At 64.6% G+C, this 25783-nt stretch carries 24 protein-coding genes and 1 pseudogene; 12 read left to right on the forward strand and 13 right to left on the reverse strand.

Annotated features, from left to right (window positions below; translation table 11 throughout):
• Positions 1–22 precede the first annotated feature (22 nt).
• Positions 23–976 (forward strand): alpha/beta hydrolase, encoded by a 954-nt coding sequence (locus tag MSTE_RS22725; protein ID WP_096504611.1) that lies wholly within the window; start codon positions 23–25, stop codon positions 974–976.
• 33 nt (positions 977–1009) lie between these two features.
• A complete protein-coding gene (locus tag MSTE_RS22730; RefSeq protein ID WP_096504613.1) occupies positions 1010–1693 on the forward strand; it encodes a DUF1361 domain-containing protein in 684 nt (227 codons plus the stop codon).
• Between the two features lie 25 nt (positions 1694–1718).
• Here the strand turns inward: MSTE_RS22730 and MSTE_RS22735 are convergent, their stop codons facing one another.
• Complete coding sequence (locus MSTE_RS22735) at positions 1719–2159, reverse strand: AAA family ATPase (RefSeq protein WP_096504615.1); 441 nt, start codon at positions 2157–2159, stop codon at positions 1719–1721.
• Between the two features lie 66 nt (positions 2160–2225).
• Here MSTE_RS22735 and MSTE_RS22740 point away from each other — a divergent pair, with 66 nt between their 5' ends.
• Positions 2226–3719, forward strand: coding sequence for a molybdopterin-dependent oxidoreductase (locus MSTE_RS22740; RefSeq protein ID WP_096504617.1), 1494 nt, complete (start codon positions 2226–2228; stop codon positions 3717–3719).
• Here the strand turns inward: MSTE_RS22740 and MSTE_RS22745 are convergent, their stop codons facing one another.
• Both MSTE_RS22745 and MSTE_RS22750 read right to left on the reverse strand, forming a co-directional pair.
• Complete coding sequence (locus MSTE_RS22745; protein ID WP_096504619.1) at positions 3720–4850, reverse strand: NDMA-dependent alcohol dehydrogenase; 1131 nt, start codon at positions 4848–4850, stop codon at positions 3720–3722.
• Positions 4847–5875, reverse strand: a complete 1029-nt coding sequence (locus MSTE_RS22750; RefSeq protein WP_231896944.1) for an oxygenase MpaB family protein — start codon at positions 5873–5875, stop codon at positions 4847–4849. The genes MSTE_RS22745 and MSTE_RS22750 overlap by 4 nt, the downstream gene beginning before the upstream one ends.
• Positions 5876–5953: 78 nt before the next feature.
• Here MSTE_RS22750 and MSTE_RS22755 point away from each other — a divergent pair, with 78 nt between their 5' ends.
• Positions 5954–6577, forward strand: a complete 624-nt coding sequence (locus MSTE_RS22755; RefSeq protein WP_096504623.1) for a TetR/AcrR family transcriptional regulator — start codon at positions 5954–5956, stop codon at positions 6575–6577.
• Between the two features lie 223 nt (positions 6578–6800).
• Here MSTE_RS22755 and MSTE_RS22760 read toward each other — a convergent pair whose 3' ends face one another.
• Positions 6801–8132 carry an acetyl-CoA C-acetyltransferase gene (locus tag MSTE_RS22760; RefSeq protein WP_096504625.1) on the reverse strand — a complete coding sequence of 444 codons (1332 nt, stop codon included), beginning with the start codon at positions 8130–8132 and terminating at the stop codon, positions 6801–6803.
• A 110-nt stretch (positions 8133–8242) separates the two neighbouring features.
• On the opposite strand from MSTE_RS22760, the gene MSTE_RS22765 reads away from it, so the two are divergent.
• The 4 genes and pseudogenes from MSTE_RS22765 (at position 8243) to MSTE_RS22780 (ending at position 13517) form a co-directional block, all read left to right on the forward strand.
• Positions 8243–9601, forward strand: coding sequence for a 3-oxoacyl-ACP reductase (locus MSTE_RS22765; RefSeq protein WP_096504627.1), 1359 nt, complete (start codon positions 8243–8245; stop codon positions 9599–9601).
• 2 nt (positions 9602–9603) lie between these two features.
• Complete coding sequence (locus MSTE_RS22770; RefSeq protein WP_030097303.1) at positions 9604–10446, forward strand: MaoC/PaaZ C-terminal domain-containing protein; 843 nt, start codon at positions 9604–9606, stop codon at positions 10444–10446.
• 162 nt (positions 10447–10608) lie between these two features.
• Positions 10609–11727 carry a sulfate ABC transporter substrate-binding protein gene (locus MSTE_RS22775; protein ID WP_096506285.1) on the forward strand — a complete coding sequence of 373 codons (1119 nt, stop codon included), beginning with the start codon at positions 10609–10611 and terminating at the stop codon, positions 11725–11727.
• Positions 11728–13517: pseudogene (locus tag MSTE_RS22780) on the forward strand (SulP family inorganic anion transporter).
• 4 nt (positions 13518–13521) lie between these two features.
• Here the strand turns inward: MSTE_RS22780 and MSTE_RS22785 are convergent.
• Positions 13522–14139 (reverse strand): TetR/AcrR family transcriptional regulator, encoded by a 618-nt coding sequence (locus tag MSTE_RS22785; RefSeq protein ID WP_078300098.1) that lies wholly within the window; start codon positions 14137–14139, stop codon positions 13522–13524.
• Between the two features lie 174 nt (positions 14140–14313).
• Between MSTE_RS22785 and MSTE_RS22790 the strand changes: the two genes are divergently transcribed.
• On the forward strand, positions 14314–15201 hold the full coding sequence (locus tag MSTE_RS22790) for a TerC family protein (RefSeq protein ID WP_096506287.1): 888 nt from the start codon (positions 14314–14316) through the stop codon (positions 15199–15201).
• Here the strand turns inward: MSTE_RS22790 and MSTE_RS25615 are convergent.
• The 3 genes from MSTE_RS25615 to MSTE_RS22800 are packed head-to-tail and all read right to left on the reverse strand — an operon-like array spanning position 15198 to position 16829.
• Positions 15198–15473, reverse strand: a complete 276-nt coding sequence (locus MSTE_RS25615; protein ID WP_231896945.1) for a cytochrome P450 — start codon at positions 15471–15473, stop codon at positions 15198–15200. The genes MSTE_RS22790 and MSTE_RS25615 overlap by 4 nt on opposite strands.
• The gene (locus MSTE_RS22795) at positions 15442–15942 is read right to left on the reverse strand and encodes a cytochrome P450 (RefSeq protein WP_231896946.1); all 501 of its coding nucleotides are present in this window, start codon (positions 15940–15942) and stop codon (positions 15442–15444) included. Before MSTE_RS22795 ends, MSTE_RS25615 begins: the two co-directional genes overlap by 32 nt.
• Positions 15939–16829 carry a metal-dependent hydrolase gene (locus MSTE_RS22800; protein ID WP_096504629.1) on the reverse strand — a complete coding sequence of 297 codons (891 nt, stop codon included), beginning with the start codon at positions 16827–16829 and terminating at the stop codon, positions 15939–15941. The genes MSTE_RS22795 and MSTE_RS22800 overlap by 4 nt, the downstream gene beginning before the upstream one ends.
• Positions 16830–16915: 86 nt before the next feature.
• On the opposite strand from MSTE_RS22800, the gene MSTE_RS22805 reads away from it, so the two are divergent.
• On the forward strand, positions 16916–17656 hold the full coding sequence (locus MSTE_RS22805; RefSeq protein ID WP_096504631.1) for a MerR family transcriptional regulator: 741 nt from the start codon (positions 16916–16918) through the stop codon (positions 17654–17656).
• A gap of 2 nt (positions 17657–17658) precedes the next feature.
• On the opposite strand, the gene MSTE_RS22810 is transcribed toward MSTE_RS22805, so the two are convergent.
• The 3 genes from MSTE_RS22810 to MSTE_RS22820 form a co-directional block, all read right to left on the reverse strand.
• Entirely contained in the window at positions 17659–18021 is a 363-nt protein-coding gene (locus MSTE_RS22810; protein WP_096504633.1) for a YciI family protein, read from the reverse strand.
• A gap of 1 nt (position 18022) precedes the next feature.
• The gene (locus tag MSTE_RS22815; RefSeq protein WP_096504635.1) at positions 18023–18379 is read right to left on the reverse strand and encodes a YciI family protein; all 357 of its coding nucleotides are present in this window, start codon (positions 18377–18379) and stop codon (positions 18023–18025) included.
• A gap of 144 nt (positions 18380–18523) precedes the next feature.
• Complete coding sequence (locus MSTE_RS22820; RefSeq protein ID WP_096504637.1) at positions 18524–20374, reverse strand: fatty acyl-AMP ligase; 1851 nt, start codon at positions 20372–20374, stop codon at positions 18524–18526.
• A gap of 351 nt (positions 20375–20725) precedes the next feature.
• Here MSTE_RS22820 and MSTE_RS22825 point away from each other — a divergent pair, with 351 nt between their 5' ends.
• Both MSTE_RS22825 and MSTE_RS22830 read left to right on the forward strand, forming a co-directional pair.
• The gene (locus MSTE_RS22825; protein ID WP_096504639.1) at positions 20726–22066 is read left to right on the forward strand and encodes a cytochrome P450; all 1341 of its coding nucleotides are present in this window, start codon (positions 20726–20728) and stop codon (positions 22064–22066) included.
• Positions 22067–22124: 58 nt separating this feature from the next.
• Positions 22125–23414 (forward strand): cytochrome P450, encoded by a 1290-nt coding sequence (locus MSTE_RS22830; RefSeq protein WP_096504641.1) that lies wholly within the window; start codon positions 22125–22127, stop codon positions 23412–23414.
• Here the strand turns inward: MSTE_RS22830 and MSTE_RS22835 are convergent.
• Both MSTE_RS22835 and MSTE_RS22840 read right to left on the reverse strand, forming a co-directional pair.
• Entirely contained in the window at positions 23411–24538 is a 1128-nt protein-coding gene (locus MSTE_RS22835; RefSeq protein WP_096504643.1) for a glycoside hydrolase family 3 N-terminal domain-containing protein, read from the reverse strand. The two genes, MSTE_RS22830 and MSTE_RS22835, sit on opposite strands and share 4 nt — an antisense overlap.
• 18 nt (positions 24539–24556) lie before the next feature.
• Positions 24557–25783, reverse strand: a complete 1227-nt coding sequence (locus tag MSTE_RS22840; RefSeq protein ID WP_096504645.1) for an RNA polymerase sigma factor — start codon at positions 25781–25783, stop codon at positions 24557–24559.

Raw genomic sequence — 25783 nt, forward strand, 5'->3', positions numbered from 1 at the left:
AGACCCAGCCTAAGGTTGTCGAATGCCTCGTTACTACCGTGACCAGCACGCGTGGAAAGACCTCCAGATGCTCCTTCCCGAGCGGCTGCGCCTCGACGAGTCGACGGCACCGCACGAGGAGTTCTGGGACTGGCGCGGCAACCAGGTACACCTGGACCGGTACCCCAATCCCGCGGCACCGGTGAAGGTGGTGCTGCTGCACGGCGTCGGTACCAACGGCCGTCAGATGTCACTGATCCTCGGTGCGCCTTTGGCAGGCAGGGGCTTCGAGACCATCGCGATCGACAACCTCGGCTATGGGCTCACTGATGTGGCACCGGGTTCGGTACCGGGATACGGCGACTGGGTGGACCTGGTTGTCGACTATCTGGAATACGAACGCCGCCGCGACGTGCGTCCCATCGTGCTGTACGGGCTGAGCGCCGGAGGGATGCTCGCCTACCACGTCGCGGCCAAGGCGCCGCGCGACACGGTACGCGGAATCATCGGCATGACGTTCCTGGATCAGCGAGTGCGTGAGGTGGCCGACGGCACCGCCCACGACCTGCTCACCGCACGCGTCGGGGTGCCTTTTCTACGGCTCGCCGCCAAGACACCGGCCCGGCGGGTGCGCTACCCCATGTGGCTGGCCGCGAAGATGAGCACACTGGCCAACAGCCGGGCAGCGATGAAGGTCTTCATGAAGGACCGCACGTCCGCCGCCAACTGGGTCAGCGTGAAGTTCCTGGCCGAGTACATGAGCTACGCACCCGCCATCGAGCCCGCCGATTTCGATGTCTGCCCCATCATCCTCACCCAGCCCGACGAAGACCGATGGACCCCTTACGAATTCAGTCGGCCGGTACTGGACCCCATCACCAAGGTTCCGGTGACCGTGGTGCCGCTAGAACAGGCCGGGCACTATCCGCTGGAGGATCCTGGACTGAAGCAACTGGAGGATGCGGCGGTCGGATTCATCCGCGCCGTCGCGGGCTGACCACTTCAGTCGATCTTCGGGCAAACTTGACGTATGACCGAAGCCCGACGTGCCGTGCTGGTTCTCTCACTGGTCGCAACCAGCCTGTTGACCTTCCTGCTCGGGGTCACCGATCCGGCGGCTCCCCTGTTCTACCCCACCCGGTTCCTCATCTGGAATCTGTTCCTGGCGTGGCTGCCCGTCTTCGCGGCACTGGCATTCTCTGCCGTCCGGCACAAGATCTGGCTGATACCGATTGGGGTGGTATGGCTCGCGTTCTTGCCCAACGCCCCGTATCTGGTCACCGATCTCGTGCACCTCATCGACGGCATCGCGTTCTGGCGTCATGTGCTGCAGTACGGCGTCGCGGCCTGGACCGGGATCATCCTCGGCGTGGTCTCACTGCGATTGGTGCACCGGCGAATTCAGCGTGATTTCGGCATTGTCACCGGGTGGATAGTCGTCGTCGTCTCGGTCGGGCTGTGCGCCGTCGGAGTGGTGATCGGCCGCTTCCAGCGCTGGAACTCCTGGGACTTGACTCACCGTCCCGGTGCCGTCGCCGCGAGCACCCTGGAATGGGTCAGCGCGCCGTTCGCGTTTGTGGCCCACACCGGTGTGGCCGTGGCAGTCGCCGCGTTCTTCGGGCTGGCCTACCTGACCGTGTGGTCGCTATCGGCTCCCGAAGAGAGTTCCGAAAGGGACTCGGTGCCAACAGATACCGCAAAGGTGCCCGTCTAACGGCCTTTCGGGCCTGTTTCACACATCACCGCGCCAGTGCCCCGACGCGTTCGGCCAATTCGGCCACGGAAAGGCGCCCATCCAATTCCACGGTAGCGCTCTGACGCAGCAGCGGCTCCACCTCTTCGGTGTACCGCGCGATCTCGGCCCGCTCGATTTCGGTTCGGCCGTACGGGTTGTTGGTACGAGAGCTCACACGCGCGATGGCAACCTGTAGCGGCACTCTGAGCAGCACCACGTGGCCGAAGCTGTCGTAAAAGTCCACCTGGTTGTCCACGGTTCCGGACACGACGACATCCGGATACCGGTTCAGCAGCGCCACCATCCTGACGGCGTCCCAGCCGCCATCGGGCAGCGTCCAGCCGTCGTAATCGGTGTCGACTGTCCGAAATCCGCGACACGCGAGCTCCGCGAGCAGCGTGCTCTTCCCTGTTCCCGACATGCCCGTCACCAACACCCGCGCCACATCTGAACCATATGCGGTGGCGGCTCGTTGAAAGCAGGAGAAGAGTGGACCCCAACGGAGGTGACGATGGAACAGGCAGCACGACGAATCATCGCGGGCGTTATCGCCGCGGGCGCCGCGCTGGCGGCCGGACAACTCACAGCCGCGGCCATTGCACCGGACTCCGCACCCTTCTTCGCGGTCGGAAACATGGTCGTCGACCACACCCCGGCAGCCGTACGCGAATGGGTGATCGGGGTCTTCGGCACCTCCGACAAGGCGGTGTTGTTCGCGTGCCTGTCCGCGATCATCGCCCTACTCGCGGCCACGGCCGGTCTCGTGGAGCGAGAACGACGCTATGGCTCGGCGCTCATCGCGGCGCTCGGTGTCATCGGTGCATTGGCCGCCGCAACCCGGCCGACAGGAGCCTTCACCTGGATCTGGCCATCGGTGATCGCGGCCGTGGCGGGAGTGCTCGTGCTGCGCGCCCTGGTGGGCCGTGTCGATGACCAGGACGCGCCGGACCGACGCAAATTCTTCGGGGCAGCGGCGGTTTTCGCCCTCGGATCAGCGGGGACCTACTGGCTCGGCAACCGCTGGAGCAAAGGTGCCGTCGTCGCCGAGGAACGCCGAGACGCCGTACTGCCCGCACCCGTCGCACCCGCTCCGCCGCTGCCCGACGGCATCGACGTCAAAGGTGCGGCCCCTTACATCACCGGCAACGCGGACTTCTATCGCATCGACACGGCACTGCGGGTGCCCCAGCTGACCACCGCCGAGTGGCAGCTGAACATTCACGGCATGGTCGACCGTCCGCGCACCCTGACATGGGCCGACCTGAACGCCATGGCGGCAACGGAACGCGCCGTCACCTTGACCTGCGTCTCCAACGAGATCGGCGGGGACTTGATCGGCAACGCGATGTGGACGGGCTTTCCCATCAAGGCGATCCTGGAATCCGTTGGAGTACACGGTGATGCGGACATGCTGTTGTCAAAAAGCGCCGACGGCTGGACGGCCGGCACCCCCCTCGATGTGCTCACCGACGGACGCGACGCCATCCTGGCCATTGCGATGAACGGGACACCACTTCCCGTCGAGCACGGATACCCGGTCCGGCAGGTGGTGCCCGGGCTGTACGGCTACGTGTCCGCGACCAAGTGGGTTGTCGACTGGGAGATCACCCGATTCGACACCGCGCGGGCGTACTGGACCGTTCGCGGCTGGTCGGCGCGGGGTCCCATCAAAACGGGCTGTCGCATCGACACGCCCCGAACGGGCGGCCGCCTGGGCACAGGCACCCAGATCGTGGCGGGCACGGCGTGGGCGCAGCACCGGGGCATCACCAAGGTGGAAGTACAGATCGATGACGGCCCCTGGCAGTCCGCAACGCTTGCCCCCGAGTACTCGGTCGACACCTGGCGGCAATGGTGGTTCGGTTGGCAGGCGACACCGGGCGAACACATCATCACCGCACGCGCCACCGACGGCACCGGAGCGGTGCAGACCGATCAGATCGCGTCCCCCGTACCCGATGGGGCGGCGGGATATCCGAAACGGCTTGTGACGGTGGCGGCCTGACTACCCGAACTCCACAATGCTACGAATATTCTTACCCTGCTTCATGTCCCGATATCCCTGAGCGATCTCGTCAAGGGCATAGGTGCGGGTCACCATCTCGTCCGTCCTGAGTTCACCGCCGGCATAGAGCGCCAACATGGTGGGCACCGCCTCAAACGGACTCCAGTTCCCGTAGATGACGCCCTTGATCGTCTTCTGCATCAGCGTGACCATGCTCAGATCCAGTGACACATCCTCGGGGCGGAAGGCGCCCATGCTGGTCATCGCCACCGTGCCGCCCTTACGGATGGAGTCCACGGCGGCGCTGAGATCGCCCGGCTCCATCCGGCCCACCGTGATCATGGTGGCGTCCGCGCCCTGACCGTTGGTGTAGGAGCGGGCCCGATCGGCGGCCTCCTCCATCGACGCGAACACCTCGGTCGCGCCGAATGTTTTTGCCGCCTCACGTTTATACGGGACCGGGTCGACCAGGAGAACATTCGCCGCTCCGGAGTGCGCGGCCCCCTGGACGGCAGCGGCACCGACTCCGCCCAATCCCATGACGATCACCGTCTGCCCGGGCCTGACCGCGGCGGCGTTGACGGCGGTGCCCCATCCGGTGCCCATCGCACATCCCAACAGACACAACCGATTCAACGGAAGCTCCTTGGGAACCTTGTACGCGGACTGAACAGAGACGGTGGTGTACTCGCTGAACGCCGAGAGCCCCAACTGCTGCCCACACGGCTGCCCGTCGAGACGCAGCCGGTAACTGGTGGGGTCGTCGAATCTGGATCCGGTGAGGGCATAGGCACCGGCATCGCAGAGCTGCTGCATGCCGCGCGAACACCACAGGCAGCGGCCGCAGGCGGGCAGAAACGTCAGCACCACATGGTCTCCGACGGTGAATTGTGTTGTGCCATCGCCGACCTTCTCCACAACGCCGGCGCCCTCATGACCTCCGCACATCGGCAGCATCTCGACCGGGAAGTCTCCGGTGGCGATGTGATCGTCAGAATGACACAGACCGACGGCCGCCATCCGGACCATGATCTCGCCGGGCCGCGGATCTTCCACCTCTACCACACAGGGCTCGAATTCCCCTGGGACGCTACGTATCACCGAGGCATGCGAACGACGATAGGATGTCATGCATTCGCCCGCTGGGCACGCCGAACGGCAGACGGTTCGCCCTTGTCGTGCGCCGCGAAGTTGGCCAGTTCACGGCCGCGCATCCGGTTGATCACTCGCTGATGTTCGCGGGCATGGTAGGCAAGCGGCGAATAGGTGACACGCTCGGGCAGCACCCGAGCGGCGGCGCGATAAGCGGTGAAGAACCTACGCAGCAGACGCTCGTCCCGCTGGGTCCATGCGACGCCGAGAATGTCACGCACGCGCTGATCCATGGCCCCAAAGGTCAGGACGAAGAAGACACGGGAAATCGGTGCCAGCACGGGCTTTAACGCCGCGACCACGAGACTCGAGGGAACCCAACGCGGGAGCCGGCGCACCAGCGGTGAATCCTCGATGCCGCTCAAGGGATCAACCAGCTTCCCCAGATTCTCCGCGACCGCAGGATGATTGATCAGAGCCTGCTCGACCATGCGGTCGTAGTACTCCCAGAACTCCACGCGGGTCCTGGGATACCCACGCTCGGGCACCTGAGTGATGCGGGCCAGTAGGCGATTGTCCTGAAAGAGCTGCTCGTCTTCCTCGTCGGTCAGGTCCCGTCCCAGGAATCGCGGTGTCACCCGACGGCCCGCCACATACGCCGTCGCGATCACCCAGGCGTACGCCTCGGGGTCGAGTGCGCTGATGTGCTTGCCCCTCCTACTGCCGCTCTCACCCTGCATCTGCAGCGGCTTATGCATCGTGCGCAACCAATAGCCCTGTTCGATCGCGGCCTTGCCCCCGAAGATCCACTGCTGTACCGCATCGAAGGAACGGATCGCCCGGCCCGCCGGGTCTCGATCTGCCACCGAATACCGATCGGTCACGTCCCCGATCACCGGATGCATGCCCTGCATGATGAAAGCCGCACCTACCGCGGGCAGATACAGCCATTGCCCGCCCAGGGACGCGGTCAGACCGAGGGGATCGAACAGCTCGGGCACCGGCTGCGCCCAATCTCGCGATACCGAGTCCTGCGTTGCCGGGGACTCCACCAGTGCAGTCACAACGAAACCTCCTTGTGTCGTTACCCGAAAAGCTAACGTGAACACCAGGTCGCATATAAGTCTCATCTGGGAGACGTCATGGCATCGGAAAATCGCAGTTCACGGCTACGCAAGGCGCCACAGCAGCAGCGATCGCGGGAACTGGTCGCAAAAATCGTGGCGGCGACCGGCCAGCTGCTGCGCACCGAAGGCCCCGAGGCCATCACCACCAACCGCATTGCCGCCATCACGGGTATCGGCAAGGGCTCGATCTATCAGTACTTCAGCACCAAAGACGACATCATCATGGCCGCGATCCGGGATGCCGCTGACCGACAGCTTCCGGGTGTCCGGTCGGCGCTGGCGGCCAACGCATTGACGCCACCACATCAGATGATGGACTCAGCGATCGACATGTTGATCGCATTCACCACCGACAACGCCCCGACCCTGCGCTATCTCAACGAGAATCCCGAGTTCGCGCGGGAGGTCGAGGCCAGCTCGAATATGCCGGTACTGATGCAGACGATGATGACCCTGCATGTTCAGCAGTATCGCGATCAGTACCACGCCGATCTTGAAGCGGAGACCATCGCGTGGCTCTTCATCAACTCGGCGATCACCACCACGCTGATGTTCTTCCAGACCGACCGCAGTCCGATCGATCTCCAACAACTGCGGATGGGCCTCACACGAATGGCATACGGTCTGCTGACTTCGTAGCCGTGCCGGAGGGCTCCCAAAAAATTAGGTAGCCCCGCGCCGCCGTCGGGTCGGGGGGTCGGACGGTGGCGCGAGGCTACCCATGTATCGACACCTACTTCCAGAGCGTTACAGCCTCTCCGAAAAATCTTGAAACTTTTTTTGACCAGATTCCGAGAATGACAAACCCCCGGTCAAAGGCATGGAGCCGATGACCGGGGGTCTCGATGAGTGCTTAAGCCACTCAGGCTTCCAGGATTGCGGTCACGCCCTGGCCGCCCGCGGCGCAGACCGAGATGAGTCCGCGGTACGTGCCGGTCCCGCCGTTCTCCTTCTTCTTCTCGGCGAGCTGCTTGGCCAGCTGGGCCACGATGCGGCCTCCGGTGGCCGCGAACGGGTGCCCCGCCGCCAACGACGAGCCGTTGACGTTGAGCTTGGAGCGGTCGATGGCACCCAGTGGCTTATCGAGGCCGAGTCGCTCCTTGCAGTAATCCGCCGACTCCCACGCCTGCAGTGTCGCGAGCACCACCGAGGCGAAGGCCTCGTGGATCTCGTAGAAGTCGAAGTCCTGCAAGGTCAGGCCGTTGCGGGCCAGCAGACGCGGCACCGCATAGGTCGGCGCCATCAGCAGACCATCGGGACCGTTGATGTAATCCACCGCCGCGGTCTCGCCGTCGACGAAGTAGGCCAGCACGGGGATACCGCGCTCGGCGGCCCACTCCTCGCTGGACAGCAGCGCCACCGACGCGCCATCGGTCAACGGGGTGGAGTTACCCGCGGTCATGGTGGCGTCGCCGTGCTTCACACCGAACACCGGCTTCAACGTCGCCAGCTTCTCCACGCTCGACTTCGGGCGCAGGTTGTCGTCGCGGTACAGCCCCAGGAACGGGCTGATCAGGTCGTCGAAGAAACCACGGTCGTAGGCAGCGGCCATCTTCTGGTGGCTGGCGGCAGCCAGCGCGTCCTGATCGGTGCGCTTGACACCCATCTGCTTGGCGGTGATGGCGGCATGCTCGCCCATGGACAGCCCGGTGCGGGGCTCGCCGTTCTGCGGAATGTCCACACCGAGCGCAGCGGGCAGCTTGCCCAGCAGCTTCAGCCGGGTCACGTTGTCCTTGGCGCGACGGATCGCCAGCAGGGTGTGGCGAAGATCATCACCGAAGTTGATGGGCGCATCGGAGGTGGTGTCCACACCGCCGGCCAGCACCGACTCGTAACGGCCCAGCGCAATGCCGTCGGCACCCACGATGGCCGCCTGCAGACCCGTGCCACAGGCCTGCTGCAGGTCGAACGCCTGCGAGTACGGAGAGAGCGGGCTACCCAGCACCGATTCACGGGTGAGATTGAAATCACGGCTCAGTTTGAGCACCGCACCGGCGATGACGGCGCCCAGGCGCTCGCCCTTGAGGTTGAAGCGATCGGACGCGCCGGTGATGGCGGCGGTCAACATGTCCTGGTTGGAGGCGTTCGCATAGGCGCCGTCCGAACGTGCGAAGGGGATGCGGTTACCACCGAGAACCGCGACGCGGCGGCGACCTTGCGAAGCGTCTGACTTGCGTGCCGAGCTAGTTGCCACTTGTCTCTCCACTGTTGAGGGGGCAGGATTACCGAGCATTCTTACTCTGGAGTAAGTTCTTTGTCGAATTCACCCTAGACCAATCACGGACAACCACTAAGGAACGGCACATGTCCCCCAAGCTCACTGACGACCTCTACGCGCTGCTGGTCAACTCCGGGCCCGGCAACCTGCTCGCCGGCCGCCTGGGTATCCCGCAGCCCGAGAACCTGCGCCGCTACAAGAAGAGCCAGCCCGCACTGGCCGGGCCCGTGCTGATCGGCGGCGAGGGCCGCCTCGCCGAGCCGCTGCGCGCCGCGCTGGCCGAGGACTACGACCTGGTGTCCAACAACCTCGGCGGTCGCTGGGCCGACAAGTTCGGCGCCCTGGTCTTCGACGCCACCGGCATCACCACACCGGTCGAGCTCAAGGGACTGCACGAGTTCTTCACCCCACTGCTGCGCAATGTCGGCAAGTCGGGCCGTCTGCTGGTCATCGGCACCACCCCGGACAAGGCAGCCACCACCGACGAGCGCATCGCCCAGCGCGCCCTGGAAGGCTTCACCCGCTCGCTGGCCAAGGAGTTCGGCAACGGCGCCACCGTGCAGCTGGTCTACGTGCATCCCGATGCCAAGACCGCCGCCACCGGCCTGGAGTCGACCGTCCGCTTCATCCTGTCGTCCAAGTCGACCTACGTGGACGGCCAGGTGTTCTACGTGGGCGCCGAGGACTCCACCCCGCCTGCCGACTGGGACAAGCCGCTGGCCGGGAAGGTCGCCATCGTCACCGGCGCCGCCCGCGGTATCGGCGAGACCATCGCCGAGGTGTTCGCCCGTGACGGCGCCGCCGTCGTCGCGATCGACATGCCCTCGGATGACCTGACCGCCGTCGCCCAGAAGGTCGGCGGCACCTCGCTGGCCCTGGACGTCACCGCGGCCGACGCCATCGATCAGATCACCGCGCACCTCAAGGAGCACCACGGCGGCAAGGCCGACATCCTGGTCAACAACGCCGGCATCACCCGCGACAAGCTGCTGGCCAACATGGACGACGCCCGCTGGGACTCCGTCATCGCAGTGAACCTGCTTGCCCCGCAGCGTCTTACCGAGGGCCTCATCGCCAACGGCACCATCGGAGAGGGCGGACGCATCATCGGCCTGGCCTCCATCGCCGGTATCGCCGGTAACCGCGGCCAGACCAACTACGGCGCCACCAAGGCCGGCATGATCGGCATCACCCAGGCGCTGGCCCCGTCGCTGGCCGAGAAGGGCATCACCATCAACGCCGTCGCACCGGGCTTCATCGAGACCAAGATGACCGCCGCCATCCCGCTGGCCAACCGCGAGGTCGGCCGCCGCATCAACTCCCTGAACCAGGGTGGAGAGCCGGTGGATGTCGCCGAGACCATCGCCTACTTCGCCAGCCCCGCCTCGAACGCGGTGACCGGCAACGTGGTTCGGGTCTGCGGCCAGTCCTGGCTGGGGGCGTAACCATGGCTCAGCCGTCCGGGCTCCAGAACATGGTGATGGCGGCAGTGGGTGCACTGCCGTTCATCCCCCGTCCGTCCACCCTGCCCAGCAGGGTTGTTCGGACCCACGGTGTACAAATCGACCCCGCACACGTCGCCGCCTACGCCAAGGTGACCGGCTTGAGCTTCACCGACAAGGTGCCGGTGACCTATCCGTTCGCGCTGCAGTTCCCCTCGGTCATGGCACTGGTGACGGGATTGGATTTCCCATTCCCGGCCATCGGCACCGTGCACCTGGAGAACCACATCACCCAGCACCGCGCCATCACCGCGACCGACACCGTCGACATCGAGGTGCGCACCGAGAACCTGCGCGAGCATCGCAAGGGCCTGCTGGTGGACGTCCTGACCGATATCACGATCGGCACCGACACCGTGTGGCAGCAGACCATGACGTTCCTGCGTCAGCAGCGCACCAGCCTGTCCGACGGGCCCAAGTCCGAACCGCCCAAGGCAGTCAAACTGCCGCCGCCGAACTCGACACTGCGGATCAGCGGTGGACAGATCCGTCGGTACGCATCGGTGGGTGGGGATCACAACCCGATCCACACCTCGTCGATCGGCGCGAAGGCGCTGGGCTTCCCGAAGGCAATCGCTCACGGAATGTTCACCGCCGCAGCAGTTCTGGGGAACATTCAGGGCGAGATCCCCGACGCTGTGCGTTACGACGTCAAGTTCGGCAAGCCTATTCTGCTGCCCGCCTCGGTGGGCGTGTGGATCGAGAAGGACGGCAAGGGCTGGGACATCGCCGTTCGCAATCCCAAGAAGGGTGATCCGCACCTGAACGGAACCATCACCCCGCTCTGATAGCACCTCGTTGAAGGCCCGCGACCGGTAAATCCGGTCGCGGGCCTTCTGCGTTCGCCGGACCCCTTGGGTAATACTCACGCTGATCTCGACAGCTGCACTTCGGCGAACCGCTCGTTACGATCGCTCGTCATTTCATGCAGCAAATTCGAGGAGTACGTGGTGCCAGCGGACGAGGATCACCAAGAAGCGCCATCCGTCGACTGGCGCGCACTGCTGCGACAGCTCCCTTTGTTGAACATCCTCGGCGTCGTCGCCGTCCTCGTGGCGACCACCCTGGTGGTGGTCAAGAATCTTCCCGACCACAGCACCGACCAGCTACTCAACGTGTCGTATGACCCGACGCGTGAGCTCTACAACGTCCTCGACGGCACCTTCACCAAGCAGTACAAGGACAAGACCGGCAAGACGATTGAGATCAAGCGCACCAACGGCGGATCGGGGCGCCAAGCCCGCAGTGTCCTGGACGGCAGTCAGCGCGCCGACGTGGTGTCGCTGGCATCCGTGAGCGATGTGGACACGCTGAGCCTGCGCGGGCTGATCGCGCCCAACTGGCGTCAACGGCTGCCCAACAACTCCATCCCCTACACCTCGACCATCGTGTTCGTCGTGCGCAAGGGCAACCCGCGCGATATCCACGACTGGCCCGACCTCGCCAAGGAAAACGTCGCCGTCATCACGCCGAACCCCCGCACCTCCGGCAACGGGCAGCTCTCCGTGCTCGCGGCATGGGGCTCGGTGGTGACGCGCGGAGGCACCGAAGCGGACGCACGTTCCTACCTCACGGCGCTGTTCCGCAACGTGGCCGCGCTCGACAGCGGAGCGCGAGGTGCCACCAACACATTCTCGGTTCAACGGCTCGGAGACGTGCACCTGACGTGGGAGAACGAGGCGATCAACGAGGTGAACGCCAACAAGGGCGAACTCGAGATCATCTATCCGCCGGTGAGCATCCGCGCAGAGCCCGCAGTCGCCTGGGTGGACGCCAACTTGCACGACACCAAGCGCGCCCCGATCGCCAAGGCGTATCTGGAGTATCTGTTCACCGATGAGGCGCAGGAGGTCGCCGCCCAGCGCGGCTACCGTCCGATCAAGCCCGAAATCCTTGCTCGCCACAGCAATACGCTGCCCGCGATAAATCTGTTCCCCATCACGGCAATCGCGACCAGCTGGGACGACGCACGACAGAAGTTCTTCTCGGACAACGGGATCTACGAGACCATCCCGCGCACCACCGACCGGGGCACCACCACCTTCGCCTCCGACAGACAAGGACGCTAGATGCCCTCGGCACTGGGAGTATTCGAGAACTACGACGCGCTCAAGGCCCGTCGCGACATCGTCGCCGGCCTGACGGTGGCGGCGATATCCCTACCCCAAGCCATGGCCTATGCGCTCATCGCCGGGGTCGACCCGAAGTACGGTGTCTACTCCGCGATCGTGGTCACGGCCATCGCGTCGATCTTCGGGTCCTCGTCGCATCTGATCAACGGACCCACAAGCGCCATCTCACTGCTGGTGTTCAGCTCGCTGGCATTCCTGGATCCGGAGAACCGCACCGGACTGTTCGAAGCCCTGTTCCTGCTGGGTGTGCTGGTCGGTGCCTTCCAGATCCTCATCGCCGTCTTCAAGCTCGGCGACCTCACCCGGTACATCTCCGAGTCCGTCGTCATCGGATTCATGGCAAGTGCCGCTCTGCTGCTTGCCATTGGCCAGCTGGCCAATGCTATTGGCGTGCGGGACAAGGGAGATGGGCACATGCAGGTGCTGCAGCGCGCCTGGCTCACGCTGTTCCATGGCGATGCCGTGAACTACCGCGCGTTGGTCCTGAGCGTCACGGCGGTGGTGTTGGCGATACTCCTGCGCCGCCTGGTTCAACGCTATGGCCTGCCGCAGATCGACATGCTGCTGGTGCTCATCGTGACGGCGGTCATCGCGTACGCCTACGGCTGGTCGGTGCCGGACGGCACCGGGCATACCGATGTGAAGATCTCCGGCAAGATCCCCGCGAGCCTTCCGGAATTCCACATCCCCGAGGTTCAGGTGAGCACCCTCGGCGAGCTATCGCACGGCGCATTGGCCATTGCGTTCATCGGTCTGATCGAGGCGTTGTCGATTGCGAAGGCCATCGCACACCACACCGGACAGCAGATCGATTACAACCGGCAGATCCTCGCCGAGGGTCTGGCCAACCTCACCGGCGGCTTCTTCCAGAGCCTTCCCGGGTCGGGTTCATTGTCCCGATCGGCCATCAACTACCAGTCCGGCGCGGCAACCAGATTCTCCGGAATCGTCAGTGCGGCAACGGTAACCATCGCGCTACTACTGTTCGCCCCCCTGCTCCGGTATATCCCGCAGGCGGCACTGGCCGGCCTGTTGTTGGTCACCGCGGTGCGGCTGGTGGACTTCCGGCGCCTCTCGTACGCGCTGAAGGCCTCGCGGTACGACGCCGGACTGGTCATCATCACGGCGGTGGTCGGCGTGGCCCTGAACCTGGACACCGCGGTGCTGGTCGGTGTGGTGCTCTCCATCCTGCTGTTCGTACCGCGTGCGGCCAAACTCAAGGCTGCCGAGCTCATCGTCACCGACGAGGGCGTGATCCGTGAGCGGACCCCCAGGACAACCCCGCCGACACCGCCGGCTCGGTACGCGCGTCGTCCCCCGTCATCTACGACCTGGAGGGCGAGCTGTTCTTCGGCGCGGCACCCGAACTCGACCGCTATCTCGAGGCGCTGCACACCCGGATCCGCGACGAGAATCTGAAGGTCGTGATCCTGAGATTGAAGCGGGTACGTCATCCCGACGTGGTCTGCATCGAGCGCCTGGAGCACTTCATTCGAGAGCAACAAGAGCTGGGCGTCACCGTCCTGCTCGCCGGAGTGCGGCCAGATTCCCTCGCGCTGCTGCACAACGTCGGCTTCACCGATTGGCTCCCCGCCGAGCAGGTGTTCCCCGAGGAAGACCGCGAATTCTCGGCGACGCTGAAGGCTGTGCGATACGCGCAGACGCGGTTGGCCGAAACACCTTCGGACCCGGCGGCACACCAGGAAAAGCTTTACTACCTGGTGTGAGGACTTAGGCGCGTTTGGCCACCGGCTCATCGCGCGGACGACCACGCAGACCGCGCCAGCCGAGGTTGAGCAGCGTGTCCTTGGCGCTTTCGACCTTGATGTCGCCTGTCGCAACCCGGGAGGCGACGGCCTCGCCACCGCCGACGAGGGCGACGGCCATCGCGTCGTAGTCGGTGTCGGGGTCGATCTCCGGTGAAGCGGCCTTGATCAGCCGTGCGACCAGTTCGATGATGCGGTCGCGCCCCTCGCGTACTTGCTTGGCGAACAGCTGCGTACTCGTGGCCTGTCCGTAGATCACGATCCACGAAGCCCGGTGGGTGTCGACGTAGTTGAGAAACGATACGACGGTGGTGCTCAACACGTCTCGCGGCGATTTCGTGAGGTCGATATCGCCACGCACCGCCTCGACGAACCTGCCGAGTTCGCGGCGTAAGCAGGCGACAAAGAGGTCTTCCTTGGAGCCGTAATACAGATAGAGCATCGGCTTGGAAATCTTGGCCGCCGCGGCGATGGCGTCCATCGAGGTGTCCCGGAAGCCGTTGAGCGCGAACTCCTCCACGGCGGCGTCCAGCATCTGCTGCTCCCGAACAGCACGGGGCAGCCGCTTGGTACCACCGGCCATGGATGCCTCCGAGGTTGGGACGTCAACACGAACTTACTCCAGAGTAAGCTACCGAGTGGTTCGACTATTGCACACACCCCAGAACTGCGGGTCCAAAGAGAGTTTATCTGCCCGACTCAGGGGTGGCGCGCAAACGTCACTCACCCGATACCCCCACCCCGTACCATGCGCGACGTGGACTTCACCCTTGCGCTGACCCCCGACCTGGTGGCCGTCTTTCTGACCCTGTTCGTGCTGGAGGTGGTCCTGGGCATCGACAACGTCATCTTCATCTCCATCCTGGCCAGCAAGCTGCCCAGCGCGCAGCAGGCCCGGGCCCGCAATCTGGGGCTGACCCTGGCAATGGTGATGCGCGTGGGGTTGGTCTTCTTGGCCGGCTGGATCATCACGCTCAAAGAGGACGTTCTCGAACTGTTCGGCCAGGGGTTCTCGATCAAGGACTTCATCCTGATCGCCGGCGGGCTATTCCTGGTCTACAAGGCTGTCCACGAAATACATCTCAAGCTCGAAGGCACCGGCGAAGAAAGCGGAACTTCCACGGGTGTAACGACATTCAAATCCGTGCTGGTGCAGATCCTGCTGCTGGACCTGGTGTTCTCGCTCGACTCGGTGATCACGGCGGTGGGCATGACCAGCAATATGATCATCATCGTCACCGTCGTGGTGCTGTCCTTCGCGATCATGCTCTTCGCATCGCGCTTCGTCTTCGCCTTCGTCAACCGCCATCCCACCGTCAAGATGCTCGCGCTGTCCTTCCTGCTGCTCATCGGGGTGTTCCTCATCGCCGACGGCTTCGGTATCAAGATCGACAAGGCGATGATCTACGGCCCGATGGCGTTCGCCATCCTGGTCGAGGCCCTCAATCTGATGGCCGCCGCGCGTAAGGCCCGACAGGACAACACGACTCAGCGTCCCGTTGCCCTACGTCCCAGCTACCCCGGTGTGGACGAGTCCGTGGCGATTGCCGCGGCCACCTCGACGAGTCCGGACGCAGGTTCGGTCGGATTATCCCGAAAGCCCGTGACGGGCGAGGGCGGCGATACCCCGGCCGGACTCGGCTAACGCGGCACGAGCCGAACCCGCAGCTCCTCAAGACCACGCAGTGAGCTGTTGGTGGTCCACCTCGGTGCGCCCTCGACCTCGACGCGTTGCACTCGGTTAACCAGTTCTCGCAGCACCGCCTGCCCTTCCATGCGGGCCAGCCCTGCCCCCAGGCACAGATGTACACCGGAACCGAACGCCACGTGCTGGGTCACCGGGCGAGTCGCGAGAAAACGATCCGGGTCATCGAACTCGCGCGGATCACGGTTGGCCGCACCCCATAACAACGCCACCCGGGAGTCCCGTCACCAACTCGGCGGCCATCCGGTCGACCGTCGGCGCCCAACCCTCCAGGGCTCCACGGGTGAACCCGGGCAGCGCCTTACGGCGCAGTTCGGTGTGTCGCGGTCGGTCCATGTTCAGCAGCACCGGAACTTCGAACCGTGCCCGTACGACGCCGTCGCGGTTGGACAGCAGCGCGTCATTACGAGCTGCCGCGCGCACATCCTCATAGCGACATAGGATGAAGGCGTTGCGTTTTCGGTTGTAATGCACCCGGCCACCCGCCAGCAGTGCGCGATATCCGGGGTATGGATTGGCGGCGGTCTCCGGGTCCATCGGATCGAAAACGGTCTCCTGCACGCCTGGAAATCGGCGGCCGGAAACCTTGGCTCGCATCTCGGTGGCCGCGTTGGTGATCAGTGACCGAACAACGGGTTTGGTGGTGGTGTAGACCAGCCGTGCATCATGTTTGAGGGTCATTTCAGATGCCCGACAAGTTCACCCTCGGTGCCGAAGAGCCTTTCCTGCCATTCGACCATGAGGGCACTGGTGTCGATGTCATCCGGGTGGAATCCCTTGCGCATGAACGGCTTCATCTCCCGATAGATGCCCCGGAACAGCGGCCCGCGCACCATCCCGAAGGTCTCTCGCAGCAGCCGCAACGGCTGGCGCCGACCCACCGGATCCGTGGTGACGATGGACACCCAGGACGAGGCCACGATCGCCGGCACCGCGATGGTGGAGAGGAGCCGCATCATGCGGATGCGCAGCTGCTCGGACGCGCCGATATCGCGATAGACGTCGAAGGCCACCGACTTGTGTTCCAGCTCTTCCAGCGCGTGCCAATTGAGCATGTTCCGGATTTCGGGGTCGGACAACAATTTCTGGATATCCGGCCGCCCCAGGACATTCTCCGCGAACACGGCGGTGAAGTGCTCGGCTCCCACCGTGAACGCCAGGAATAGGTGCCGCAGCCGGGTCAACCGCTCCGGATCGGGGTACTGCTTGTCGAGAAACTTCTCCATACGCTCGGTGCTCTGCAACAGGTATTCAAACCACGCTGTGGGGTAACCCATTTCGGCAAGCTGCTCGTTGAGCTCACGATGCTGCAATCCGTGCGTCATCTCCTGACCGATGAACCCGGCTACTCTTTTCTTGAGATCGGGATCGGTGATCTTGTCCCGGTACCGGCGCACCGATCGCACGAAGATGTCCTCCCCCGGCGGAAATATGGCCGACAGGAAGGCCACGGTGTGGCTGAAAACGATGTCGTCCTGCGCGAAGTGCTTGGGCCCGGAGGGCGTCTCTCCGAATCCGAATTGGATTCGTCGCGTCTTCGGATACGTAATCTCGGCGGTCGCCACCATCGAACTACCTCTCGCTCGTCATTGAGTTCCGTAAATAACCGTAACGGAGACTTCCGTAACGGACAAGGGAGTAAAGTTCACGGTTAATGGACCTGACTATCGACCAGCTGGCACAGCGCGTAGCCATGACGGCGCGCAACATCCGCGAGTGGCAGACACTCGGGCTGGTACCCCCACCCGAGAAGCGGGGACGCGTCGGCATCTACTCCGATGACCACGTCGCGATCATCAATCACGTCAAGAACTTGAAATCCCAGGGGTTTCCGCTGGATGTCATTCGCCGGGTCATCGACTCAGGCGGCGGCTCCGAGGACAGCGTCCGCAAGATGGTGGCCGAAGCCCTCAGCCCATTCGCCACGGGAGACCCGGTGGTAATGCCGCGCGCCGAGCTCATCACGCGCATCGGCGAGGGTGCCGACGCGGCACTGACCGAGCTGGGGCTGGTATCTGACGTCGATGCGAAAACGATCTCGGTCCGCGACTGCGAAACCCTCGACGCAATCGAGCTGCTGATCGCCGCGGGCATGTCCATGTCCCGCGTCACCGAGACTCTGCGCGAAGTCGACCGGCTGCAACATCAGATCGCGCAGCTGTTGCTCGGCGCCTACGTGGCCGACGTGTGGCAGCCCTTCGTCGAGTCCGGCTATGCGTCCGAGGACTGGGGCAAGATCGCTGAAAATGCCTCGAAGGCAAAACAATTGACCGTCACGCTGGCATCGCGACTGTTGGCACGGGCTCTCGATGACACCGTCGACCCGATTCTGCTGCAACAGGCCGACGAGGCCGAGGCAGTGCTGGAACGCAACCGCCCGGCCTCATCGGCCTAGCCTCAGTCGACCTCGCCGCAACCCCGGTCCAGGCCACGAACCTCGATGGGGCACCACACCGCACGGGATACCTCGGCGGCCCACTGCTGGGCTTCGGCCAGAGTCGGCACCTCGATGATGCTGAAGCCGCCGAGCTGTTCCTTGGTCTCGGTGTACGGCCCGTCGGTGGTGGTATGCCCAGAGGCGTTGGCACTCACCATGGTCGCGGTAGCGGCGGGCTGCAGTCCGGCGGCGAAGAGCCACACCCCCGCGTCGTGCATGCGGCGGGTGACCGCCTGCACATCGGCACCGATGGTTTCCAATGCGGCATCGTCGGGCTGCACCGCATCCGGCGGGTAGACAATCGAGAGCAGGTAGCGGCTCATGTCATGCCTCCTCGTCCTGGAAGGGGCGCACCTCGACGGGCTCCTCGCACGCCGCCGACCCCTCGGCAGCCCATGTCAACGCCGCGTCGAGATCGGGCGCGTTGATGATCCAGAAACCGCCGAGGTGTTCCTTGGTCTCCAGATAGGGGCCGTCCGTGGTGGTGACCTTGCCGTCCGCACTGCGGACCACGGTCGCATCCGATGGTTCGGTCAGACCGTTCGCGAACACCCAGACGCCGGCCTCTTTCATCCTCTCGTTGAGCGCACCGGTCTGGGCGTACAGCCGCTGCACATCCTCATCACTCCAGTCGGCCGCGTTCTCCGCATAGCTGTGGACCGAGAGTAGGTACTGCTTCATGGTCGTCCTTTCTATCCGCTTCTGGCGATCGGGACGCCCGGCGGGCTTCCCTTCAACCTCACTACGAATAGACCTGCCCGAAATCGACACCTCATCGCGTAAATCGGAAAGAAATCGCGGAGGATCTCGCCGGGGGCAGCCGAACTATGAGCCGTGCGTCCCGAACTTGTTGTCCAGGTACTCCTGGCGGCAGGCTCGGCGCGCGATCTTTCCGCTACTGGTACGCGGGATCGCACCGGCCTGAACCAGCTGAACATCGGCGATGGGCAGGGCGTGCCGACGAGAGACAGCGGCCCGGATCGCTTCGACGATGGGGCCGGGTTCGGCCCGTCCGGCTCCCGCCGCGCGTTCGGCGACGATGACCAACCTCTCTCCGGCACCCTCACCCGCGTCGACACCCCCGGGCAGTTCGTTGGTGGGCACTGAGAAGGCCGCCACGAACCCGCGCCGCACCACCGGAGAGGCGTCCTCGACGGTGGCCTCGATGTCGTGCGGGTAGTGGTTGCGGCCGTCGACGATCACCAGATCCTTGACCCGACCGGTGATGTACAGCTCACCGTCAAGATAGACGCCGAGATCGCCTGTGCGGAACCAGGCGGCCGCCGGTTCGGCGCCGGTGGCATGACTGCCCTCTCCCAGGCGCACCCGCAGCGTGTTGCGGAAGGAGAAGTCCGTCTCCTCGGGCCGGCCCCAGTATCCGCGGCCGATGTTGTTGCCGTGCAACCAGATCTCACCCACCTGCCCGTCTGGCAGCTCCCCCTCGGCAGCCGGGTCGACAATCACCGCCCACTGACTGCGGGCGATCTGACCGCAGGAGACCTGTGGCACCGCCTTCTCATGGGCGGCATCCACCCGCACCGCATATCCGGCACCCAGCTGTTCGCGATCCACATAGATGACGGACGGCTCCGCTTCGGGGGCGATCGACGAGACGAACAGCGTGGCCTCGGCCATGCCGTAGGACGGTTTGATGGCGTTGGACGGTAATCCGTGAGGGCCGAAGGCCTCGTTGAACTTGCGGATCGACGCGATGCTGACCGGCTCGGAACCATTGATCAGCCCCGCCACCTTGCTCAGGTCCAGGGCTTCACCATCCTTCGGCAGGCCTCGCTCGGCGGCCAGCTCGAAGGCGAAGTTGGGGGCGGCGCCAAAGGTGCGGCCCACGTGAGACGCGGCCGCGAGTTCCTTGATCCAGCGGCCGGGCCGACGCACGAACGACATCGGCGACATGAGCGTCATCCGACCCCCGCACAGCGGGAACATGAGCATGAGCAGGCCCATATCGTGGTACAGCGGCAGCCAGCTCGCTCCGCGGACATCCACGTCCAGACCAACGGAAATGACCATCTGCAGCACGTTGGTCATCACCGCACGGTGGGTGATCTCGACACCGGCGGGCACCCTCGTCGACCCCGATGTGTATTGCAGATAAGCGATGTCATCGGTATCCGGTGTCACCCTCACATACGTCGCGCCTACCGAGTCGGGCACGCCGTCGACGGCCAATACTCGGGGCCGGCGCTCGCGCGGCAGTCTTCGGACGAAGCCGCTGACAGATTCGGCGGCCGCCTCGTTGGTGAGCACCACCGTCGGTTGGGCATCGGTAAGCACCGCATCGAGCCGCTCGGCGTGACCCGGAAGTTCCGGGGCGAAAAGAGGCACCGCGATGGCCCCGGCCTCGATGGCGGCGAAGAAGCCGATGACGTAATCAAGGCCCTGTGGCGCCAAGATCGCGACCCGATCACCGGGCTTGGTCACCTGCTGAAGCCTCGCCGCGACCGCGCGAGAACGAGCCCGCAGCTGGGGCCAGTTCAGATCGGACGGAGCGCCATCCGGGTCGCTGCTGAAATCGACATAGCGGTAGGCAAAAGTGTCGTGCTCGCCATCGACGGCACACTCCAAATAACGGTTGACGGTGTAGCCGTCCGGTAAGGAGATTGCGCCCGTCTCGTCCAGGTACTCCTCGACACGCAACCCTGACACCAGCGCACTCATCGCAACCTCCGCGTAGCCGTAACTACGACAGCCGGACGACAACAAGCAGCAACGAATAGCCATCACGCTTTGCTACGGTCCCGACCGAACGTAGATGGTACGTGACGTACCAGTAGCAAACGGTACTCGAAGTCCCACTCAGACGCCGTGTCTAAAAAGGCCCGAAAGCACATTGTTCACTGTGTGCTTTGACACCCCACCCTGGCGATGTGACGGGTACGACGGGACTGGGCCAGACATGCGCCGTTGCCCACTCCGTGTTCGCAGGGAAACCGAACCTTTTCGGGCATTCCCTTCCCGCCGAGTCACTATTAGACTCGTGACAAATAGCATCCAGCGTCGGAGGCGAATATGCGGTCCAGGGATCTGATCAAGTACTGGTCGCGGTGGGTGACCATGCACGGCATCAGCCGCGTCGGACTACTCACCCAGGTACGCAAGATGCCCCTGGCAGCGTTGTTCCTCAGCCCGGATCGCGCCGACAACCACTACCGGTACATCGAAGAGATCCGGTCAGTCGGCCCCATTGCTCCGGCCCGTGCCACCGGCCTCGTCTTCACCGGCCTGGCCCAGACGCGCGAGATCCTGCGGGACCACCGATTCATCACCATGGCACCCAACAACATTCCCTCCCCCGTGCTACCCCAGGGGCTCAGCCGATGGATCTTCGACAAGACCGAGCCCGGTCTACCCAACCCGGTAGAGCCGCCCGCCATGCTGGCCGTCGATCCACCCGAACACACCCGGTTTCGCAAGCTGGTGTCGAGGGCGTTCACACCACGCGCGGTGAACAAGCTGGAGGACCGCGTCCGTGAGGTGACACTCGAGCTGCTCGACAACCTGGAGCGCAAGGAGCGAGCCGACCTGCTCGAGGACTATGCGTCGCAATTGCCGGTGGCGATCATCGCCGAGATGCTCGGTGTTCCACGCGAAGACGCTCCATTCCTCCTGGAATGGGGCAATCACGGCGCGGCGCTGCTGGATATCGGCATGACCTGGTCTGCGTATCGAGATGCCACCCAGGCGCTCATCGAGATCGACCGCTACTTCGACGCTCACCTGATCCGGCTGCGCCGCGAGCTTGCGCAGGACCCCACCATCGAGGGCATCCTGGCGAGCATCGTGCGCGACGGCGATCTGAACGACCGCGAACTCAAGGCCACCATGGCACTGCTGCTCGGCGCCGGATTCGAAACGACGGTCAACCTCATCGGGAATGGCATCGTGGCCCTGCTACGTCACTCCGAACAGCTGGCGTACCTGCGGGAGAATCCGGAAGGCTGGCCGAACGCCGTCGAGGAGATCCTGCGGTACGACTCCCCTGTTCAGGTCACCGGCCGGGTGGCCACCGAAACCGTCGAATTCGACGGCCACACACTGCCTGCCGGATCGATGGCGGTGCTACTGCTCGGCGGAGCCAACCGCGACCCGGCCGTTTTCGATGAGCCCGACGTCTTCGACGTGAGCCGCGCCAACGCACGCGAACACGTGGCATTCGGCAGCGGCGTCCACGTCTGCCTGGGCGCGAGCCTGGCGCGGATGGAAGGTGTGGTGGCGCTGCAGTCATTGTTCGAACGCTTCCCCGAGCTCGCGCTGGCAGCCGATCCCACCCCCGGCAAGCATGTCAATCTGCATGGCTTCGGAAGCCTGCCAGTGAACCTCGGCCGCGCCCGGGTGCGAGCCAGCAGTTAATCTCGAGGTTGCGCGATGTCCGTTCGGCATCGAGCGAGCCGACACGGGGATCGGACGGATGCACGACCGGATCAAACAGCGCACCCATTGGGCGGTGACGCACGGAATAGCCCGTGCATACCTAAAAGTGGCTGCCCGCCGCGGTGAGCCCGTCGCACAGCTGGGAATCGACACCGCCCAGGCTGCAGGCATCTACGGAATCATCGACAAGATCCGTGGCCGCGGAAGGATCTCGCAGGCGGGCGACGGCTGGATCACCGCCGACGCGCAGATCGTCCGAACGATCTTCCGCGACAACCGGTTCGTCACCTTCAAACCTGAACACCGGTCCTCCTCACCGATCATTCAGCGCCTGGCGGCGTGGAGCGACCCGCAGCTGCTCAATCCCGCCGAGCCGCCATCCATTCTGATCACCGATCCGCCCGACCACGGGCGGCTGCGACGTCTCGTCGCCGCCCCGTTCACCCCCCGCGCCATCGAGGCCCTGCGCGGACGCATCCAGGACGTGACGAACGGCCATCTGGACGCGCTCGAACAGCGTCCGCACCCGGATCTGATCCCCGATTTCACCGCGAAAATCCCCATCGCCGTGATCGGCGAGATGATCGCGGTGCCGCCGCAGGATTACTCGCTGCTCTACACCGCGATGAATCGCGCGATCCAGCTGATCGCGACCACGGCCCCGTCCTGGCGCCAATATCAAGACGGCACAGCGGCTTTACGGGAAATAGACGAATACCTTGAGAAACACGTCGCCCGTCTTCGCCGTGAAGGCACCGAAAGTGAGCTGGCCACAGGACTTCTCAACAGCGATCTGACTCATTTCGAGCTCAAGATGTTCTTCGCGGTGTTCCTGGGCGCGGGATTCGTCACCACCACACACCTGATGGGCAAGGCGATCCTCGCGCTGCTGCGCCACCCCGAGCAGCTGGCGGCGCTGCGTGCCGATCCGAGCCTGTGGCCCAACGCCGTCGAGGAACTCATGCGCTACGACACCTCGAACCAATGGTCGGCCCGCGTCGCCACCGAAACCGTCGAGATCGAGGGACACACCATCGAGGCAGGTCAGTCGGCTCTGCTACTTCTCGGCGGAGCCAATCGCGACCCTGCCGTGTTCGAGAACCCTGACATCTTCGATATCACCCGGCCCAATGCGCGCGAAAACATCACGCTGGGCACCGGAATTCACGTGTGCCTGGGCCAGGTGCTGGCGCGCGTCGAGCTGCATATCGCGTTGCAATCGCTCGTCGAACGCTTCCCACGATTAGCGCTGGCCGGCGACCCTAAGTACTTCGACGGGATGGGTATTCACGGGCTGCGCAGCCTGCCCGTGACGCTGGGACGTTAGCCGCAGGCGGGGACGCCCTTGAAGGCCAGCACCCGGCGCACCGAGGCATTGATCGCGTCGCCGTTCAGTTCGCCTGCGTTGTAGGCCGATTCGAGGCGGTCCAGGACTGAGCCAACCTTTTCGGTGCTCACCCAGAGCGCCCAGTCGACACCGGCCTTGATCGACTTCAGCACCGCCTCCTCGATCGGGAAACGGTCGGTGATGGCGGCCATCGAGGACAGGTCGTCGGTGAAGATCACTCCGTCATAGGCGGGCGCCCCGTAGCCGGTTCCCTTGCGTAGCAAGTCGACTGCGGCGGGACTCAGACTGGATGGGTCGTCGCCGGTCAGTCCGGGGACCTGCATGTGGCCGATCATCACGGCGGCACCGCTGGTTACCAGCGATCGATACGGCACCAAATCGTTGTCCTTCAGCTGCTCCAACGGCGGGGTTACCACGCCATTGGTATGAGAGTCACCCGACGCGTGGCCATGGCCCGGGAAGTGCTTCACCACAGCGCGCACACCACTGGCTTGATATCCCCGCACCGCTGCCTCGGCGTACTCGGCAACCTTCTGCGGGTCGCCGCTGTACGAGCGGTCCCCGATGGCGCCATCCGGATCGCCGTCCGTCACGTCGGCATCGGGGGCGAAGTCGATGGTGATGCCGAGGTCCTTCATCTTCTGACCACGCTCCTGGCTGAGCGCCTGCACCTGTTCGGGAGTCTGCGTTGCGGCCAGTTCCCGCGCGGACGGGGACGGACCGATGAGGTCTTTGAGGCGAGACACTCGCCCTCCCTCCTCATCGACGCTCACCGCCGCCGGGATCGGTCCGGCGGTGACGACATCGTGCAGGGAGCCGTCGGTCAGCATCTCCTTCTTGGTCCAGCTGCCGACAAAGATGCCGCCGACGTGGTGGTCGCGCACCAGCGCACGGGCATCGTCGGCGTCTTTCACACCCACCATGAGCAGCTGCGCCAACCTGTCACGGGTACTCAGGCAGGCCAGGTCAGCGGCGGGCGCAGCGGTGACGGGAGCCTTTCCCGAGGACGACGGCGAGGGTTCCTTGGACGGCTCCGAGGTGTTGCCACCGCAGGCGGACAGCGCCACCACAACGAGACCGGTCAGTACTGCCCCTGCACGCATTCTCATGAGGCCATCGTGTCATGCGCCGGTGTCCAGCCGGGCCAGCCGGTCGCCGAGGTACCTACGGAACACCTCATTGTCCGTGGATACCAACGCTTTTCGGTAGGCATTCGCGGCTTCCCGATTCCGGCTGAGTCTGGTGAGCAGATCGGCGCGCGCCGCGTGCAGCGGGTAGTACGCGTCGAGGTCCTCCCGCAACGGCTCGATGGCATCCAGTCCGGCCTGCGCACCGTCGCGCTCGCCAATGGCCACCGCGCGATTGAGCGCGACCACGGCAGTGGGGCTGAACACCGTCAGCTGGTCGTATAGCGCGACGATCTGGCCCCAGTCGGTATGTGCTGCCGAGGGCGCGTCGTCATGCACGGCATTGATGGCGGCCTGGATCTGATACGGCCCGGGGACGTTGCGTCTCAGACACCGCCGCACCAGCTGGTGCCCCTCGCCGATCATCTCGTGATTCCACTGAGCGCGGTCCTGATCGGCGAGCAGCACCAGCGCTCCGCCGGCATCGGTACGGGCGGGTGGGCGCGCCTCGGTGAGCAACACCAATGCCAGCAGCCCGAGCACCTCGGGCTCGTCGGGCATGAGATCTGCAAGCACCCGCGCCAGTCTGATCGCCTCGGCGGACAGGTCCGCGCGGGTGAGCTCGGCGCCCGAGGACGCCGCATAACCCTCGTTGTAGACGAGGTAGAGCGCGGCCAGCACCGACGACAGCCGGTCCGGTAGATCGTGGTCCCCCGGCACCCGGTACGGGATGCCTGCCGACGCGATCTTCTTCTTGGCACGCGTGATGCGTGCGGCCATGGTCGATTCGGATACCAGATACGCGTTGGCGATCTCCGCCGTGGTGAGCCCCCCGAGCAGGCGCAGCGTCAGCGCGACCTGCGCCTCCGGCGCCAGCGCCGGGTGGCAGCAGGTGAAGATGAGCCGCAGGCGATCATCCCGCACCGGACCCACCTCCTGCGGCTCCGGCTGCTCCTCCTCCAGAGCGTTTGCCTCTCTGGACAACTCGTCGCGCCGCTGGTCGCGCCGCAATTTGTCGACGCCGCGGTTGCGGGCCGTGGTGGTGATCCACGCACCCGGATTCGGCGGAACACCGTCCCGCGGCCATTTCGCGATGGCCACCTCGAACGCCTCCTGTACGGCGTCCTCGGCGAGGTCGATGCTGCCGAAGTAGCGGATCAACGTCGCCACGGTACGGCCGTACTCCTCGCGGAAGATGCGGCTGATCTCGTCGTGCGCCAC

The organism is [Mycobacterium] stephanolepidis, from assembly GCF_002356335.1.
Lineage (GTDB): Bacteria > Actinomycetota > Actinomycetes > Mycobacteriales > Mycobacteriaceae > Mycobacterium > Mycobacterium stephanolepidis.